Annotated in this window: 17 protein-coding genes and 2 pseudogenes; 11 read left to right on the plus strand and 8 right to left on the minus strand. The window is 67.2% G+C overall.

Annotated features, from left to right (window positions below):
* Nucleotides 1–38: 38 nt before the first annotated feature.
* Complete coding sequence (locus SSPN_RS0115100; RefSeq protein WP_010695947.1) at nucleotides 39–932, minus strand: MBL fold metallo-hydrolase; 894 nt, start codon at nucleotides 930–932, stop codon at nucleotides 39–41.
* Nucleotides 933–1,079: 147 nt separating this feature from the next.
* Between SSPN_RS0115100 and SSPN_RS0115105 the strand changes: the two genes are divergently transcribed.
* The 10 genes and pseudogenes from SSPN_RS0115105 (at nucleotide 1,080) to SSPN_RS56720 (ending at nucleotide 8,371) form a co-directional block, all read left to right on the plus strand.
* The gene (locus SSPN_RS0115105) at nucleotides 1,080–1,289 is read left to right on the plus strand and encodes a hypothetical protein (protein WP_010695949.1); all 210 of its coding nucleotides are present in this window, start codon (nucleotides 1,080–1,082) and stop codon (nucleotides 1,287–1,289) included.
* A gap of 1 nt (nucleotide 1,290) precedes the next feature.
* Nucleotides 1,291–2,661: an Asp-tRNA(Asn)/Glu-tRNA(Gln) amidotransferase GatCAB subunit A gene (locus SSPN_RS0115110; protein ID WP_010695951.1), complete on the plus strand. Its 1,371-nt coding sequence runs from the start codon at nucleotides 1,291–1,293 to the stop codon at nucleotides 2,659–2,661.
* A 29-nt stretch (nucleotides 2,662–2,690) separates the two neighbouring features.
* Nucleotides 2,691–3,254: a TetR/AcrR family transcriptional regulator gene (locus SSPN_RS0115115; RefSeq protein ID WP_010695952.1), complete on the plus strand. Its 564-nt coding sequence runs from the start codon at nucleotides 2,691–2,693 to the stop codon at nucleotides 3,252–3,254.
* A gap of 117 nt (nucleotides 3,255–3,371) precedes the next feature.
* Nucleotides 3,372–4,241, plus strand: a pseudogene (locus SSPN_RS62610) (2-hydroxycarboxylate transporter family protein); the annotation flags it as partial.
* A gap of 70 nt (nucleotides 4,242–4,311) precedes the next feature.
* Nucleotides 4,312–4,671 carry a 2-hydroxycarboxylate transporter family protein gene (locus SSPN_RS62615; protein ID WP_420187957.1) on the plus strand — a complete coding sequence of 120 codons (360 nt, stop codon included), beginning with the start codon at nucleotides 4,312–4,314 and terminating at the stop codon, nucleotides 4,669–4,671.
* 35 nt (nucleotides 4,672–4,706) lie between these two features.
* Nucleotides 4,707–5,861 (plus strand): annotated as a pseudogene (locus SSPN_RS62620) (CaiB/BaiF CoA transferase family protein); the annotation flags it as partial.
* Nucleotides 5,861–6,652, plus strand: coding sequence for an HpcH/HpaI aldolase/citrate lyase family protein (locus SSPN_RS0115125; RefSeq protein WP_044572938.1), 792 nt, complete (start codon nucleotides 5,861–5,863; stop codon nucleotides 6,650–6,652). The pseudogene SSPN_RS62620 and the gene SSPN_RS0115125, both read left to right, overlap by 1 nt.
* 168 nt (nucleotides 6,653–6,820) lie before the next feature.
* Nucleotides 6,821–7,747 (plus strand): LysR substrate-binding domain-containing protein, encoded by a 927-nt coding sequence (locus SSPN_RS0115130; RefSeq protein WP_010695955.1) that lies wholly within the window; start codon nucleotides 6,821–6,823, stop codon nucleotides 7,745–7,747.
* Between the two features lie 14 nt (nucleotides 7,748–7,761).
* Nucleotides 7,762–8,178: a hypothetical protein gene (locus tag SSPN_RS43905; RefSeq protein WP_148271966.1), complete on the plus strand. Its 417-nt coding sequence runs from the start codon at nucleotides 7,762–7,764 to the stop codon at nucleotides 8,176–8,178.
* A gap of 34 nt (nucleotides 8,179–8,212) precedes the next feature.
* Nucleotides 8,213–8,371, plus strand: a complete 159-nt coding sequence (locus SSPN_RS56720) for a hypothetical protein (RefSeq protein ID WP_010695959.1) — start codon at nucleotides 8,213–8,215, stop codon at nucleotides 8,369–8,371.
* Nucleotides 8,372–8,681: 310 nt separating this feature from the next.
* Here the strand turns inward: SSPN_RS56720 and SSPN_RS0115145 are convergent, their stop codons facing one another.
* From SSPN_RS0115145 to SSPN_RS0115160, 4 genes are read right to left on the minus strand one after another with little or no spacing between them, the layout of a single operon-like run.
* Nucleotides 8,682–9,296: a hypothetical protein gene (locus tag SSPN_RS0115145; RefSeq protein WP_010695960.1), complete on the minus strand. Its 615-nt coding sequence runs from the start codon at nucleotides 9,294–9,296 to the stop codon at nucleotides 8,682–8,684.
* Entirely contained in the window at nucleotides 9,293–10,570 is a 1,278-nt protein-coding gene (locus tag SSPN_RS0115150) for a DUF7224 domain-containing protein (protein ID WP_010695961.1), read from the minus strand. Before SSPN_RS0115150 ends, SSPN_RS0115145 begins: the two co-directional genes overlap by 4 nt.
* On the minus strand, nucleotides 10,567–11,304 hold the full coding sequence (locus tag SSPN_RS0115155) for an ABC transporter ATP-binding protein (protein WP_085982075.1): 738 nt from the start codon (nucleotides 11,302–11,304) through the stop codon (nucleotides 10,567–10,569). Before SSPN_RS0115155 ends, SSPN_RS0115150 begins: the two co-directional genes overlap by 4 nt.
* A gap of 50 nt (nucleotides 11,305–11,354) precedes the next feature.
* On the minus strand, nucleotides 11,355–11,768 hold the full coding sequence (locus SSPN_RS0115160; RefSeq protein WP_143539491.1) for a hypothetical protein: 414 nt from the start codon (nucleotides 11,766–11,768) through the stop codon (nucleotides 11,355–11,357).
* A gap of 851 nt (nucleotides 11,769–12,619) precedes the next feature.
* Here SSPN_RS0115160 and SSPN_RS48880 point away from each other — a divergent pair.
* Nucleotides 12,620–13,945 carry an HNH endonuclease signature motif containing protein gene (locus tag SSPN_RS48880; protein WP_237710549.1) on the plus strand — a complete coding sequence of 442 codons (1,326 nt, stop codon included), beginning with the start codon at nucleotides 12,620–12,622 and terminating at the stop codon, nucleotides 13,943–13,945.
* A gap of 192 nt (nucleotides 13,946–14,137) precedes the next feature.
* On the opposite strand, the gene SSPN_RS62625 is transcribed toward SSPN_RS48880, so the two are convergent.
* The 3 genes from SSPN_RS62625 to SSPN_RS0115175 form a co-directional block, all read right to left on the minus strand.
* Nucleotides 14,138–14,482 (minus strand): Scr1 family TA system antitoxin-like transcriptional regulator, encoded by a 345-nt coding sequence (locus SSPN_RS62625; protein ID WP_420187764.1) that lies wholly within the window; start codon nucleotides 14,480–14,482, stop codon nucleotides 14,138–14,140.
* Nucleotides 14,404–15,219: an SAM-dependent methyltransferase gene (locus SSPN_RS0115170; RefSeq protein WP_029535357.1), complete on the minus strand. Its 816-nt coding sequence runs from the start codon at nucleotides 15,217–15,219 to the stop codon at nucleotides 14,404–14,406. The genes SSPN_RS62625 and SSPN_RS0115170 overlap by 79 nt, the downstream gene beginning before the upstream one ends.
* A gap of 186 nt (nucleotides 15,220–15,405) precedes the next feature.
* Nucleotides 15,406–16,356 (minus strand): LysR family transcriptional regulator, encoded by a 951-nt coding sequence (locus SSPN_RS0115175; RefSeq protein ID WP_010695972.1) that lies wholly within the window; start codon nucleotides 16,354–16,356, stop codon nucleotides 15,406–15,408.
* Nucleotides 16,357–16,377 lie beyond the last annotated feature (21 nt).

The raw sequence follows: 16,377 nt of genomic DNA on the forward strand, positions 1-16,377 counted from the left end.
GGGCGCCCTTGCGCGCTAGGCCGCACGAAGCCTTCCGGTTACTGCTCCGGCGGGACCGGGATCAGGCGATAGGCGTCGCCGTGCGCGGCGACGCGGCCCGCGGTGGGCGGCGGGAAGTGGGTGCCGAGCACGAGGGTGTCCGCACCGGCGAGGGAGCCAAGCAGCGTGCGGCGGGTAGCGGCGGACTGCTCGGGGTCGATGTCGACGCAGCTGCCGATGCCGGGGTGGGCGAACTGGACGGGGTGGTGGACGCAGTCGCCGGTGATCAGCGCCGCGTCGCCGAGGCTGGTCAACCGGACCGCGACGTGCCCGGGGGTGTGCCCGGGAGTGGGCAGCAGGCGCACACCGGGCGCGATGTCCGCGCCTTCGGCCGGGACGTCGAGGAGGTCGAGCAGACCGGCGTCCTCGACGGGGTGCACCGAGTCGCGGAACATCTGCCGTCGCGGCTCGTCCATCGCTCGTCCTGCCCAGAATTCCCGTTCAACGCGGGTGACGAGGTAGCGGGCGCCGGGGAACGTCGGGACCCATGCGCCGTCCTGCTGCCGCGTGTTCCAGCCGACGTGATCGGTGTGCAGGTGGGTGAGGACGACCAAGTCGACGGATTCGGGCGGGAATCCGGCGGCGGTGAGGCGTTCGAGGTAGTCGGTGCTCAGGTCGTGCCAGGCCGGGTTCGCGCGGTTCTTGCCGTTGCCGATGCCGGTGTCAACGAGGATGCGCAGGCCGCCGGCGGTGAACGTGAAGCTGTGGCTGGCGAGGCGCAGGACTCCGTCGGGGTCGGCGAGGTCTGGCCGCAGCCAGTCGTGCCGGGTGACGACGTCGGCAGTGGCGTCGGGCAGCAGCCAGGGGCCGGTTTCGGGGGGCAGCGGGGTTTCGTCGATGCGGTGGACGACGACGTCGCCCACGGTCCACGACGGCACCGGATGTGCGGGCATGTTCCCTCGATTCGCAGGTGGAGATCGATGCGTCGACGCTGGTCGCAACGCCAGATCCTGCCATAAAAGCTATGTGTTTGCGTTAATCCAGCCTAGGTCGTACAGTCCACTAAAGCAAACTGTTAGCTTTAATATCGAAGGGGAATCATGCCCGCAGAGGAACTCACGCCACCGGAGGCTGCCCGCTGGGCCGCCCGCGCCGGACTTCCACTGGATGCGGCCCGGCACGCGGAGGTGGCGGTCACCGCCGAGCACATCCGCTCCGTCGTCGCGGTCCTGCGGGAACTGGACTTCGGCGACGTCCCGCCCGCGTTCGGCTACCGCGCCGGCGAGGGGGCCGGCAATGGAGCCTCATGAGTTGTCCCTGGCAGCTGCGGCGGAAGCGATCCGCGCGCGACGGCTGTCACCGGTCGATCTGACCGAAGCGGTCCTGCGGCGCATCGAGGAACTGGACCCGCAGCTGGGTGCCTTCGTCGCGGTCACGGCGGAGCGTGCGCGGGAAACGGCGAGCAAGGCTGCGGCCGGGGACCAGCGAGGTCCGCTGCATGGGATTCCGGTGGCGCTGAAAGATCTGATCGACGTGGCGGGCGAACCGACCACGGCGAGCTCCCAGGTGCGCGCCGGGCATCGCGCGGACGCCGACAGCACGGTGGCCGCGCGGCTGACCGGCGCCGGTGCCGCGCTGGTCGGCAAGACGCACACCCACGAGTTCGCCTACGGGCTCACCACGCCGCAGACCCGCAACGCCTGGAATTCCGGCCGGATCGCCGGCGGTTCCAGCGGCGGATCGGCGGTGGCCGTCGCGGCGGGCATGGCCACGTTCGCGCTGGGGACCGACACCGGCGGATCGATCCGGGTTCCGGCCGCGTTGAACGGGGTCGTCGGCCTCAAACCGACGTACGGCCTGGTGCCCCGGCACGGCGTGACATCGCTGAGCTGGTCGCTGGACCACGTCGGGCCGATCACCCGCACGGTCGAGGACGCCGGGCTGGCGCTGTCGGTGCTGGCCGGGCACGACCCGCGCGACCCGGCATCGGTGCCCGCGCCCACCGCGCGCTACCGGCCGGCGGCGGAGGACCTCGCTGGGCTGCGCGTCGGCGTACCCGGCAACTACTTCTTCGACCGGGTCGAGCCGGATATTGCCGCCGCGGTGCGGCGCGCCATCGCCCGGCTGGCGGCGCTCGGCGCGCGACTGGTCGACGTCGAGATCCCGATGACCCGCTACGTCCAGGCGACGCAGTGGGGGCTCATGGTCCCCGAGGCCTCCGCCTACCACGAGCGGACCCTGCGCGCGGTTCCCGATCGCTACACCGGTGACGTCCGCGTGCTACTCGAAGCCGGGGAGCTGCTGACCACCGGGGATTACCTGCGCGCGCAGCGGGCGCGGACGCTGATGCGGCAGAAGTGGACGCGTCTGCTGGAGACGGTGGACGTGATCGCCGCTCCGACGGTCCCGGCCACCGCCGTGCCGTCCGGCCAGGAATCGATCACCTGGCCGGACGGCACGGTGGAAAGCGTGTCCGACGCCTACGTGCGCCTGTCTGCTCCCGCGAACATCACGGGGTTTCCCGCGCTGTCGGTTCCGGTCGGCCACGACCGGATGGGCCTGCCGATCGGGATGCAGCTCCTCGGGCGGCCGTTCGAGGAGGCGACGCTGCTGCGCGTCGGGCACGCCTACGAACGCGGCGAACCCGCCCGCCCGCTCGCCCCGGCGACAGCTGGCGACTAGATGCAAGGATTTCGCTTTAAGCTGTCGACGTGGGGAAGAAACCGATGGTCCGCCCCGGCGGCCGCAGCGCACGCGTCCAGGAGTCGGTGCACGCCGCCGTGCGTGAACTGGTCGCCGAGGTGGGGCGCGAGGCGTTGACGGTGCCGCTGGTCGCCGCCCGCGCCGGGGTCACCCCGTCGACGATCTACCGCCGCTGGGGCGATCTCCACGAGCTGTTGTCGGACGTCGCGGTCGAGCGGCTCCGCCCCGAGACTCCCCCGGAGGACCACGGGGAGCTGACGGCCGACCTGACCGCATGGGCCGAGCAGTTCCTCGACGAGATGAGCTCGCCGCCCGGGCGCGCCTACCTCCGCGATGCTCTGCTCGGCTCCCCAGACGGCGGCAATGCCGGCCAGTGCTCGGCCTACGCCGCGGAGCAGATCGACGTCATGCTCGCCCGCGCGGTTGCCCGCGAGGAGCCCGCCCCCGACGTCGAAGCCGTTCTCGACCGGGTGGTCGCCCCGATCATGTACCGCATCCTGTTCCGCCCCCACGGCACCGACGCCCACTACGCCCGCGGCCTGGTCGCCAGCCTCCTGCGCGCACCGGCGTAGGAGCGATTCGGCAGCCGAGCCATCAGCGCGGCTTATGCCCACCTCGGGAATCGGCCTCTACTCGCAGCCCGGGGGGCGGGGGTTTGATGCCTGCTATCCCTACGAGGAGGTAGCGAGATGGCATCACCCCCGGACGCGGTATCGGCAGAGCAAGTGGCTCCCACCGAGCAACCCCGGCCCATCTGGTCGGTCCGGATCGGTGTCATCCCGCTGCCGTTCTACGCGCTGCTGGTCGTCGTGCTCGCGGTGCTCGCCTGGCAGGACGACCTGGCGGCCGACATCCCGACGATGGCCGCGCTGCTCGGCGTCTGCAGCTACACCTGCTACGAGGTCGGGCGGCGCATCCCGGGCTTCCGCTCGATCGGGGGGCCCGTCATCCTGGTGACCTTCCTGCCCGCATTCCTGGTCGCCGCGCAGTGGATCCCCGCCGACCTGGCCAAGCACATCTCGACGTTCTACAAGTCCACGAACTTCCTGTACGTGTTCATCGCCGGGATCATCGTCGGCTCCATCCTGAGCATGAACCGCACGGTGCTGATCAGAGGCTTCCTCAAGATCTTCGTGCCGCTGGCCGCGGGTTCGGCGGCCGCGCTGGTCGCCGGCTCGCTGGTCGGCTGGGCGATCACCGGCGACCTGCACCGGACCGTGTTCTTCATCGTCGTGCCGGTGATGGGCGGCGGCCTCGGCGAGGGCGCCATCCCGCTGACCCTCGGCTACGCGCAGTCCGGCGCCGGCCAGGCGGAAACGCTTCTGGCGCAGGTGCTTCCGGTGGTGCTGCTGGCCAACGTCTGCGCGATCGTGTTCTCCAGCGTGCTGTCCATGATCGGACAGCGCTTCCCGCAGACCACCGGCTTCGGCAAGATCCAGCCCACCGAGGACGACGAGCTCGACCTCGCCGATCGCGGGCACGTCGCCTTCGACATCCGCCAGCTGGCCGCCGCCGGGTTCATGGCCGTCGCGCTGTACCTGCTGGGCGAGGCCACGCACGCGCTGTTCGGCTGGCCTCCTGCTGAAGCTGAGCCGCTGGCTGCCGCGCAGCCTCGAACACCACTCGGGCCTGGTCTACGGATTCATGTCGACAGCGGTGACCTACCCGCTGCTGTTCGCCATCGGGGTGTCGTCCACGCCGTGGAACGAGCTGCTCAAGGCGTTCACCGTCGCCACCGTGATCACCATCGTCGCCACCGTGGGCACCATGATGGCCACCGCGTTCCTGGTGGGTCGCTGGATCGGCATGTACCCCGTCGACACCGCGATCGTCGTCGGCACGCACACCGGCATGGGCGGCACTGGCGACGTCGCGATCCTCAGCGCCACCCGGCGCATGGCGCTGATGCCGTTCGCGCAGATCGCGACGCGCATCGGCGGCGCGATCACGGTGACCGTGGCGCTCATCGCCCACGCCAACCTGTACTGAGAGGTGGGAAGCAAGTGCAACCGCTCCGTGGCGTGACCGTGGTGGCCCTCGAACAGGCCATCGCCGCGCCTTATGCCACCCGGCAGCTCGCCGACCTCGGAGCGCGGGTGATCAAGGTGGAACGGCCGGGCGCGGGCGACTTCGCGCGCCAGTACGACTCCCGCGTCAACGGGTTGAGCTCGCACTTCGTGTGGGTCAACCGCAGCAAGGAATCGCTGACGCTCGACATCAAGGACCCGCGCGGCATGGCCGTGCTGCGCCAGCTGCTCGGCACCGCGGACGTGTTCATCCAGAACCTCGCGCCGGGAGCGGCGGCCCGCATGGGGCTCGGTGCCGAGGAGCTGCAGGCCGACAACCCCGGGCTTGTCGTGTGCGACATCTCCGGCTACGGCCGGGGCGGCCCGTACGAGTCGATGAAGGCCTACGACCTGATGGTGCAGAGCGAAGCCGGGCTGCTGTCGGTCACCGGCTCCGGCGACGACATGGCCAAGGTCGGCATCTCGGTATCGGACATCGCCGCCGGGATGTACGCCTACAGCTCGATCCTCGCGGCGCTGCTGGAACGCGCGAACACCGGCAAGGGCACGCACATCGACGTCTCGATGCTGGAATCCACTGTGGAGTGGATGGGGTTCCCGCTCTACTACACCTACGACGGCGCCGAGCAGCCGCCGCGCGCAGGTGCGGCGCACGCGACGATCTACCCGTACGGCCCGTTCATCGCGGGCGACGGCAAGGTCATCATGATGAGCATCCAGAACGAGCGGGAATGGCGGGCGTTCTGCGACCGGTTCCTGGGGCAGCCGGAGCTCGCCGAGCACCCCGACTACGCGGGCAACGCCAACCGCAACGCCAACCGCGAGGAGTTGGGCCAGATCATCGCCGCCCGCTTCGCTGCCCTGACCGGCGACGAAGCGACCGCGCTGCTGACCTCCGTGCCGGTCGCCTGCGCCCGCGTCAACACCCTCGCCGACGTGTGGGAACACCCGCAGCTGGCGGCGCGCGGCCGGTGGCACGAGGTGCAGACGCCGCGCGGCCCGGTGCCCGCCTTGGCACCTCCCGGGCCGGTCAACCCCGAGCCGCGGATGGATCCGATCCCGGACGTCGGCGAGCACACCAGGAAGATCCTGGCGGAGCTCGGCCGCCGGGAGTCCGATGTGGACGATTTGATTCGAGACGGAGTGGTGTGATGCAGAACGCGGTCACCTGGCTGTTCGTGCCGGGCTCACGTCCTGAGCGGTTCGCCAAGGCCGCCGGGGCGGGCGCCGATGTCGTCATCGTCGACCTGGAGGACGCCGTCCCGGCGGATGCCAAGGCCGCGGCACGGGAGAACCTGCGCTCCGCGTGGCCGATCGGCTACAGCGTGGCGGTGCGTATCAACGGGCGCAGCAGCCCGGAGTTCGACGACGACGTGGCGCTCTGCCGGGAACTCGGCCCTGCCGCCGTCATCCTGCCGAAAACCGAAAGCGCGCAGGACGTCGAGGTAACCGCCGAAGCCACCGGAAGCCCGGTGCTCGGCCTCGTCGAAACGGCGCGCGGATTCGTCAACCTCGGCGAGATCTGCGCCGCCCCGGGACTTGTCAGGCTGGTGTTCGGCAGCATCGACCTGGCGCTGGACCTCGGCGTCACGGGCGACGCGGCGCTGGACACCTCGCGCAGCGACCTGGTCCGGTGGTCCGCGGCGTGCAGGCTGCCCTCGCCGCTCGACGGTGTCACGCCGTCGATCAACGACACCGAAGCCGTCGAACGGGATTCGCGCCGCGCCAAGGAGTGGGGTTTCGGCGGGAAGCTGTGCATCCACCCAGCGCAGCTGCCGGTCGTCCGCGACGCCATGCGACCGAGCCCCGAGGATGTCGCGTGGGCGCGGCGCGTGGTCGAAGCGGACGCGCAGGCGCTCGGAGCTGCGGTTTCGCTGGACGGTGCGATGATTGACCGGCCCGTGGTCGAACGCGCACGGCGGTTGCTGCGGGCGGCGGACTGACGTCGCGTCGAGCGGCGAGATGGCTTGGCGATTTCGAGCATCGAAACCGGCGTCCCCGCCCCACCAAACGACGATTTCGCGCGAAACCGGCGTCCCCGAACGCTCCGGACGATGCGTGGTTGAATCCGGCTCGAGGTTCGTGGACGAGGCGCTTGAACGGGGGTCGACGTGGACATCGCCCACCTGCGCGACTTCATCACCGTCGTCGATTCCGGCAGCCTGACCCGCGCCGCCGCCCAGCTCTACGTGTCGCAACCGGCCCTGAGCCAGCGGATCGCCCACCTGGAATCCGAGCTCGGGGTCCGGTTGCTCGAACGCGGGCCGCGCGGCGTGACGCCCACCGCGGCGGGCCGGGCCCTCTACCGCGACGCGCAGCAGCTGGTCCGGCAGTTCGACCGCATCGCGGGCGATGTGCTCAGCGGCGACCGCATCCACGGACCGGTCGCCGTCGGGCTGCCCACAACCGTCTCGGTGCGCCTGGCACCGGCGCTGTTCTCTTGGACGAAAGCCCACCACCCCGGCATCCACCTCCAGCTGTTCGAGTCGATGAGCGGCTACATCCAGGAGCTGCTGGCCCTCGGCCGCCTCGACCTGGCCGTGCTGTACCGCGACGACGACACCGTCCGCCCCGCCGAGACCCTGCTGTACTCGGAGGACCTCTTCCTCATCGGGCAACCGAAACCGCCCGCTGCCGACGAGAACGAGATCGGGTTGGTGGATCTGCAGAACACTCCGCTGGTGGTGCCGGGCGGCCGCAGCAACCTGCGGGAGCTGATCGATCGGGCCTTCACCGCGCAGGGCCTGGTGCCGTCCATAGTCGCGGACGTTGACTCGCTGGGCGCCATGATCCGCATCGCGGCCAGCGGCGAGGCGTGCACGATCCTGCCGCTGTCTAGCGTCGCGGAGCAGGCGAACCACCGGGAGCTCGGGGTGCGGCGAATCCGCAATCCGGTCATCTCGCGGAGCGTCGCGGTCTGCAATGCCGTCGAGTACTACCCGGCCCGGGACGCCGTGGCGGCGGTTCGGGAGGGCATCTCGGTGGTGACGCGGCAGATGGCAGCGGCCGGGGAATGGCCGGGAATCCAGCTGGCCTAACCCTTTTCCAGGTGGTGTTCTGGCAATCTGTTCGGGTGCTGGAGATCGCGGACAAGCTAGGCTCGGTGCTGTCGGCCCTGATCGGGCTCGTCGGGCTGATCCTGACGGTGTACGGCCTCCGGCTGCAACGCCGCGCGGCCTCCCCCGCCCCACCGCCGACGCCGACCGCGCCGCCTCCGCAAGCACCGGCCGTTCCGCCGCAGCCCGAGCCGACCTGGCTGGAGGTCCCGGACCGCGCAGACTGGGTGCCGTCACCGGAGCACCTGCCGCCCGGTTCCTACGGCGGGCCAGCGCAGGGTTGGGGAGAATCGTGGCTCAAGCAGGGGCCGGAAATCCGAGCGACAGCTGCTCCGCGGCGAACTGTCCTGGTCCTCGGCGTGGTCCTGCTCGCCGTGGCAGTCGTGCTTGCCGCTGTCACCTGGCTCCTCTAGCGGCCATTTTCGCCATGCTGGCGGGATACTTGATTTGCCGAGTGGTACCCCGCAGTTTCAAGATCTCATCGTTAACTACAACCTCAGCGGCTTCTCGCCCGAAACGCTTCCAGACCACAACGTCGAGGCCGTACGTCCCGACGACTTCCTCACCGACCTGCTGCACGACGCCCGCAGCATCAGCGGCGGCTGAGCACCCCATTCGGCGGCGGACGGCCGGAACTCCGGTTCGGTGCCACCTAGCTGGAGTGGTGAAGCTGAGGCCGTCCGGCGGCTGGTCTTTCGCTACCAGCAACATCCACCACTAGCGGCTTCGTCTCGATCAGGCTCAAAGCCCTCGCCACGGCCTGCCGTCGGCAGACTCCTGCACCAATCGGTCATGGTGGCGACCCGACGCTCTGGTGTGTCGCGGTTCCCGACAACGCCCAGACCGCCACGTTAGTCTCCGCAAACCTCCCATGACTGTCCCTTCGTGGTCTGTCCAGAGGTCGCGGCTCCTGACGTCAACTGTGTTTTTCCATGCGTGGTCCCGAACGCAGGAAAACGGTGAGACCGATCGAGAGCAGCGCGCCCGCCAGTAGAACACCGCGGATGTCGTTGGCGTCCTGGACTACGAAGGCCCACCAGCCGTGACTTGGTCGGCCTCCGACGAATGTGTTTCCGTGCGAGCCCAGCAGTAATGCGGCAAGCACGTACGGGAAGGGCAGCATCCAGCTTCTTGTCGCGCCAATGACGCCGGTGGCCAGCAGGATCATCCCGCCAAGCCCAATAGTGTTGCGCACCGCAGCTGTCCAAAGCTGTTCGCCGTGCAGCAGCAGCGGCGTGCATGCCAGCAGCGCAGGGAGGAACGCAGCGAATGCCTGTCCTGCCCGTATCAGCCAGTGTCTGCGTGAACTGGTGTCCCACAACTGAGTCGGCGGCTTCAGGTGGATCCCGATCAGACAGGCCATCACCAAGGGACTGAACAATCCCAACGGGATCTCGATCGGTCCAACGTTGGGTACCGGCACCGGCAACTGTTCCGGGCCAAAAAACGCGTTCACCGACGCCAAACACAGGCATCCCACGGCGAACAGAGGCCAATGCGTGGCTCGCAGCATCAGGCCAAGGATGCTCACGGCAGCTCCGGTGCGGGAGTAGCACAGTCGCTGTTGGCGCGAATTGCCTGCCGCGCCCAGTCTAGTTGGACAGGTTCGGGTGCTGCCAACAGTCGTTCGACCTCGCTTGTGCGCTCCGGCGCTCCGAGCAATCTGGGCGGCAGTTCCGGACGGATCCGATGATTCATCCATGCCGCCACCAGGTCACGGCCTTCCATGCCGGGATAGAGGCGATAGCTCATCACAGCTGGTTGGCCGGCATCCACACGTGCACACTCCGGCGGGTACTGCAGCGTTGAAAGGCCAAGAGACTGAAGCAGATCCTGGTCAGACTGGCCAGGGCGGATCACACCAATCGGCATAGCTGCGGCGGACCAGTCCGTGCCATTTTCAGCGAACGACACCGGTTGTGGACCGAGATCAGAGAACATCGCACGGTACTGCTGTGCGAGGGCCGACCACCGAGGAAGCTGGTCACGGTGCTCAGGCCACATACACACGCGCACGCCAGTGACATCCTGGCACACCGCCTCGCGTGGTTGCCGCATCGTCAGCAACTGGAAGTTGCCACGGTCCAGCAATCCGAACCCAGACAGGATCACCACAGCGGCCAGTCCGACGAACCTCCACGCTTTCCGCGGACGACGCCAGCACACGATCGCGGCACAGATGACCGCAACGCCAACGAGCCACAAGCCTTGTCCAGCAAGCGTGGTCACCACCAAGTCCTGCGAGACATCACAGCACTCGATGTCGCTCACAACCAGCCGGCGAATGACGGTGTTGTCGCTGATCGAGCCATAGGCCAGGAGAAGCCAGAGCCCGATACCCACCGCCGGAGCGGCAAGATACCGAGGCAGAACGTAACCGCCGGCAACACCGATCGCCACGGCCGCGACGAACATCAGCTCAGCGACCAGCAGGTACAGCCACAATGGTTGGCCACCGCCGCGCATCGACGTCGCTACGGCGAGCAACACCGCCACCGAAGACAACATCCCGACGACCAACGCCGGCACACCGCTCAACACGAAGTACGCGATCCCGGACCGCGGATACGTGCGCTCTAGCATGTCGGCGTCCAGACGACGCATTCGAGAGGTGTCCCAGGCCGCGACGGCTGCTACCAGCGCGACCGGCCACAACAACGATCTGTTGACCTGTCCCGAGCCCAATGCCCAGTCGACCGCCCACAGCTCTTCGAGCTGTTTTCCAGCGAACCAGCCGAAAGCGACGATCAGCGGAGCGGCCGGTAGGGCAGTGCTGCGTCGCACGACGATCCCCGCGAGACTCACACCGCTTCACCGTCCCCGACCAAATCGTCATAGGCTCGATCCAGATCTGGCGCGGTGGGTGCGGGCTTTCCCGCCATCTCCGCAAGATCCCCGTCGAACACCACGCGGCCTTGGTCGAGGTGTGTGCTGACCAGAACCGTCTGACTCCGCGCCAGATCAACGATCACGTCCCGCAGACCAGCACGTTGGCGTGGATCCAACCCGACTGTCGGTTCATCGAGCAACAAAACCTTAGGTGAGTTCACCAGCGCCTGGGCGATCCCCAAACGGCGCACCATCCCACCGGACAATTTACCGATCTTGGTAGCGGCTCGCTTTTCCAGCTCTACCGCGCGCAACGCGTGCCGAACCACGTCCTTGCGATTCCGCTTAGCGACTTTTCGCCACCACGCGGACAGTTCGAGAAACTCCGCGCACGTCAAATGATGAGGCACTGAAAACTGCTGCGGAAGAAAACCTATCGCTTCTCGGTAGCGCCTCGAATCTCGCCCCGGGGTCAGCCCATCAACATCGATCGAGCCTCGTTGAAGGCGCAGCGCTGACGACAGCAGCCCCAGCAATGTGCTTTTGCCGGCACCGTTGGGCCCGAGTAATGCCGTCGCGCCAACAGGAAGACGCAGGCATACCCGATACAAAGCCGCGTGAGACCCGTACGAATGACTCACCTTGTCGACGCGAACAACACTCACGACGTATTTTTCACAATCAGTCAGGAGGAAACCGATGAGCTTCATAACCGGAGCGTGCCGGCCCACTCCACCGCAAGCGTGGACCGGCGTTACTCTCAGCCCGGGTACCCTATCGCGCCGTGAGCGCCAAAACCGAACTTGTTGCCACCAGTGTCACCCACCCGAAAGTAGTAACGACCTGCGGCTTGGTTGCCAAAGAACCGGTCTCCACCGAAGCCGCCCTGGCAAGCGTAGGTACCAACCGCCGTGCGGTAGTCGGGCGCTAAAGACCGGTTGTACCAGAGCTCGAGGTCGACATCCGGAGTGCCCGCGCCCGGGTAACCGAACTTGCAGTAGTTGACCCTGATGCTGGTGGTACCGGCTCCTTGATCCCAGGACCTCGAGGTAAAACCGGTGTGCACACCGGTCATTTTCCACCCAAAAGTCGCCGCCAAGCCTGGCACCGCGGCCGCCAATAGTGATCCGGCGGAAATTGCAGTCACAACCGCTGCCCGTTTGAAACTGTGCATGACCCTGATACTCCCCAGTACTCGGTAGTCAGCTGCACTTATCCCCCGACCGCGATTAAGGTAGAGCTCGAATTCTCAAGACGTCAAGGAAATCACACTAGATCCCCGAAAATTACGCCTTCATTATCAAAATTCGCCCGCCAAGTCAAGATTCATGCGCAAAAGATGGTTTCGTACCTCCGATTGAGGGTATTTACTAGAAGTCGCCGCCACGGCATCGCGTAACGCCGCCGGTCATCTTGCCCAGCGACGTTAGCCACAGGTAGACATCGACGGATCGAGGTCGACCGCTCAGTCCGGCGCAACGGAGTGATCCGGCTCAACAACACAGTCGATGGCGCGTCCCCCGGCGTAGGCCGGCCCATCGCCACCGGTATCTCAGCCGCACGCTCCGGCGGAAAGGGGGTATCTGCTCGCGTCGAGCCCACGCCTTCACTCGCCATCCGACGACACCACGGACCAGAAACGGCGATGTCCAGGCCCCAGAGGCGAGCTCAGTCATCCAAATGCGAGCGGCGCAATGCCGACACCCCCAGGTAAGAACCACTCGCAAACTAAAACAGCAGGCCAAAGGGGAATAGCAGGGGTGCAAGATCAACGAAGGCCAAGCAAGCGATCTCCTCCGGGAACCTCTCGCGTCGATCTTTGAAACCCAGGTCAATCCCCCGAAAAACACCAAGCCCTGTCACCGGTCGCCAAGGCTGGTCCCCTTGAGACGTCAGCTCGGATCGACGGTGCTACGCCGGAGACTTCTTGATCTCGTACCTGATCGAGTGATGAAACAGGTGTTCGAGGTCGGGATAGTTGGTGGCATGGATAGCTTGGCGTTGGTTTCGGGGTCGGTTGTGGAGATGCAGAGTCCACAGTCGACTATGGCCGCGCGCTCCGATGCCGAGCTCCGCGAGGCGATCCGTCAGGCCGAGGCCACCATGCGCGCGGCGATGGCCGCCCAGCTGAAGGCCATCGCCGAGGCCGAGCGTCGCGGGCTTCATGCCGAGCACAGCGCTCGCAGGACCGAGGTGTGGTTGCAGGAGATGCTCAACATCGCGCCAGGCGAGGCGAAAAGTCGTGTTCTGGTAGCCCGCATGGCAACCGAGCGGACCACGCCGCAAGGAGCGCCGGTACCCGCGGAGCTTCCGGCCACTGCCGAGGCGATTGCTTCGGGGGCGATCACGTTGCAGCATGCGCGCGTGATCGTGGACGGCGTTCGCCGCCTGGCCCCGATCAGCAGCATCGACCAGCTGGCACAGGCAGAAGCGATGCTCGCCGGTTACGCCGTCAAGTTCGCGCCGCACCACCTGGTCCGGCTGGCCGAGCGGACTCGGTACTACTTCGATCAGGACGGGGCATTCCGGCAGGAGGAAACCCAGCGCAAGATCCGCGAACTGAACTACGGCACGGCAGCGGACGGGATGACGGTCATCAATGCCCGCCTCGACCGTGAAACCGGCGCGAAGTTCCGGGCCGTCATCGAACCGCTGGCGGCCCCGCGTCCTTCGGAAGACGGCGAGCACGATCCGCGCACGGCTGGCCAACGCAATGCGGATGCACTGGAAGCGGTGCTGGACATCGCGATTGCGTCCGACCGCGTTCCCCGCTCCGGTGGCCAACGCCCGCACATTACGGTCGCGATCGACTTCGAAGACCTCAAGCGCGGTCTGGCTTCCGCCGAAACCGGTGGCCTGCCGGGCACGCTCACCGCGACAAACCAGCCGATCACGGCCGAGAACGTCCGCCGCCTGGCTTGCGACGCAGAAATCTTGCCGATCGTCCTCGGCGGCGAAGACGTTCCGCTGAGCATCGGTCGCACCGAACGCACCGCCCCGACCCACCTCCGCGCGGCATTGCTGCATCGCGACGGCACGTGCGCGTTCCCGTCATGCGACCGCCCGCCGGGAACCCCGGACGCCCACCACATCGAATCCTGGATCGATGGAGGCAGCACCGACCTGGAAAACCTGGTGATGCTCTGCGGCCACCACCACCGAGCCGTCCACAGCCGGAACTGGCAGATCACGATGGTCAACGGCCGCCCGACCTTCACCGAACCCTCCACCGTGGATGCTGTCCGAACGCCAAGACCGGGCGGCCGACCAACCGGCATCGAACAAAACAACATCCTCCGCCGGACAATCCCGAGACCACGCCCACCAGAGGCAACCGAAGCCTGCACCTGAACCGCCGCCCCACGGCGGGCAATCCCGCACGGCCAAACCCCGCTTCGCTGAGCGTCCACCTGCGCTGTCTTCTGGGGTTGTGCCTGGGCACAGTAGCGCTCGACTACCTCCAGCACCATATCCCTGGATGCCACCGGATCGAGTGCGGCGCCAACCAGACGACTCCACAGGCGGCTGTACAGCTCGACATCCTCACGAAGTCGAGGTACTTCCGAACTCGAAAGACCCAGCATTGCCGGGAGCCTCCACGCGGAACGTCGTACAGGACTTACCACGCACGGACGGGTAGGTTCGCGCCTCAAACGACAGGATCTGCAACTGAACGTTCGGCAGTTCCGCGATCTTGGCCACGTGCTCCAACTGCTCGTGATTCCCCCCATCTGGCGGCCGCCTCCCCGCACCGCCGTGGCAGCCCCCGGTCCCGCCACAGAACCAACAGCCACTCGGTGGAAGCACGGTCAGCGCTTGCGGGCTACGCCGCCGAGAAAGTTGTGCTCCGCGTCGGAGGGTTCCGTCAGGCGGGGGCCGTCGGGCCACCAGTCGAAGAGGTACGTAAGGCCTGGTTCGATCATTTCCAGGCCGTTGAACAGCGCTTGGATCTCGTCGCGATTCCGGGTGTGGCAGTCGCCCATCATCGCCTCGAACTGCGCCTTCACCCCTTCCGCGAGCTTCGCTTGGGACGTGCCGTCTTCCGGGTTGTAGAGGTGTGAGATCACGAGGAACGAGCCCGCGGCCAAGGCGTCGATGTAGGTCGAAATGATGCCCACCGGGTCGCGATCGGTCGACACGTGGTGCAGGGTGTTGCCGTAGATCAGCGCCACCGGGCGACTGAAGTCCAGGGACCGGGTCACCACCGGGTTTTCCAGGATCTCCGCCGACTGCCGCATATCCCCGAGCTCAAAGTGCGTGTACTCGTTGTCGACCAGCAGCGCTCGGCCGTGCGCGACGACCGACGCGTCGATGTCGAAGTAGACCACTCGCGCCTCGGGGTTGATGTGCTGCGCCTCCTGGTGGGTGTTCGCCGCGCTCGGCAGGCCCGAGCCCAGGTCGAGGAACTGGTCGATGCCAGCCTGCGCCGCGAGGTAGCGGACCACGCGGATCAGCCAGTCCCGGCACTGCCGCCCGACCTGCACCGCGTCCGGGGCGATCTTCTGGACCTCGCGCAGCACCTCGCGGTCCACCTCGAAATTGTCTTTGCCGCCAATGAAAGCGTCGTACACCCGCGCCATGCTCGGTTTTGAGGTATCGATCTTCGCCCTGTCAGCAGCTGTCATGATCGAATCCGCTCGTCCCGGATGCGTTGATCACGACAGCGTAAACCCGTTCGGGCAGGCTCCACGGCCTTTTGGGGAAATCCGGTTCCCGGTCACCTGGGGTTGGGCCTGGCGACAAAGACCGGTTCTCCTTGCAGTCCTGCACTCGGCATGGGAGGCGGCCCCTCCGGGCGAGGCGGCAGCCGATCAGCCGTCTTGGCGGGGACGCCGGTCGATGGGGTTTGCGTGGGTGTTGCTGGAGACAGGATCGAAGTGGGCGGCGTGACGCAGATGTTCGGCGAGTGAGGCGACGGCCGTCGAGGCGGCATGGTCCTTGTCGCCCCAGGCCAGCAAATGGTGGCGACGAGCCCAGGGGTCTTGCAGTTCACACACCTCAAGTGGCTGGTGGGGGTCGATGACGGGACGCGGTACTACGGCGAGTCCGACTCCGGCAGCGGCGAGGGCGACGAGGACGTTGAGATTCGCGACGGTCGTGCGGTAGCGCACCACCGGAGCGTGTGACACGAGGTGCTTCTCGATCCAACGGCGCAGCGAGGAGTCGGCGTTGAGCCCGACAAGAGGATGCTCGGCGACTTCGCTGTAGGTCAGCGCGGTCCGTCCGGCGAGGATTCCTCCGGCCTGGCCGATCACGACGAGTGAGTCGTCGCCGAGGGGCTCCATGTGCAGGCCGCAGTCGCGGGTCTCGTCGTCGAGGACCACCCCAAGGTCCGCCTCGCCGTCGGCGAGCATCCGCACGGTCTGGGGCGTGCGGCTCTCGGACACCGTGACGTCGACGTCTGGATGTGCTCGGAGGAACGAGACCAGGGCCCTCGGCACGAGCCGGTGCATCGCGGAGCCGCCACTGAGCAGGGTCAGTGGGGCGGTGGGAGACCGGGTATAGCTCGCGACGGCGCTTTCGAGTCTTGCGGTCTGAGCGAGCACGTCCCGTGCGTGGCGGGCCAGGGTGGTCCCGGCTGGTGTCGGCCGCACGCCCCGCCGGCCGCGGATCAGCAGTGCCACGCCGGCTTGGCCTTCCAGCGAACGCACTCTGGCGCTGGCCGAAGGCAGGCTCAGGTGCATCCGCCGAGCACCCGCCGTGATCGACCCCTCGGTCACGATGTGGAGGAAGAGCCGCAGGTCGTCCAGGTCGTAGCGCATCGTCTCAGGCTAAGGCCCAGC

It is taken from the genome of Saccharopolyspora spinosa NRRL 18395, from assembly GCF_000194155.1.
Taxonomy (GTDB): Bacteria; Actinomycetota; Actinomycetes; order Mycobacteriales; family Pseudonocardiaceae; genus Saccharopolyspora; species Saccharopolyspora spinosa.

Bases quoted from the DNA above. Each gene is read 5' to 3' on its own strand.
- SSPN_RS0115105 (WP_010695949.1), top strand. From the start codon at position 1,080: ATGCCCGCAGAGGAACTCACGCCACCGGAGGCTGCCCGCTGGGCCGCC.
- SSPN_RS0115125 (WP_044572938.1), top strand. From the start codon at position 5,861: ATGCAGAACGCGGTCACCTGGCTGTTCGTGCCGGGCTCACGTCCTGAG.
- SSPN_RS0115100 (WP_010695947.1), bottom strand. From the start codon at position 932: ATGCCCGCACATCCGGTGCCGTCGTGGACCGTGGGCGACGTCGTCGTC.
- SSPN_RS0115170 (WP_029535357.1), bottom strand. From the start codon at position 15,219: ATGACAGCTGCTGACAGGGCGAAGATCGATACCTCAAAACCGAGCATG.
- SSPN_RS0115175 (WP_010695972.1), bottom strand. From the start codon at position 16,356: ATGCGCTACGACCTGGACGACCTGCGGCTCTTCCTCCACATCGTGACC.
- SSPN_RS0115160 (WP_143539491.1), bottom strand. From the start codon at position 11,768: ATGCACAGTTTCAAACGGGCAGCGGTTGTGACTGCAATTTCCGCCGGA.
- SSPN_RS0115155 (WP_085982075.1), bottom strand. From the start codon at position 11,304: ATGAAGCTCATCGGTTTCCTCCTGACTGATTGTGAAAAATACGTCGTG.
- SSPN_RS48880 (WP_237710549.1), top strand. From the start codon at position 12,620: ATGCAGAGTCCACAGTCGACTATGGCCGCGCGCTCCGATGCCGAGCTC.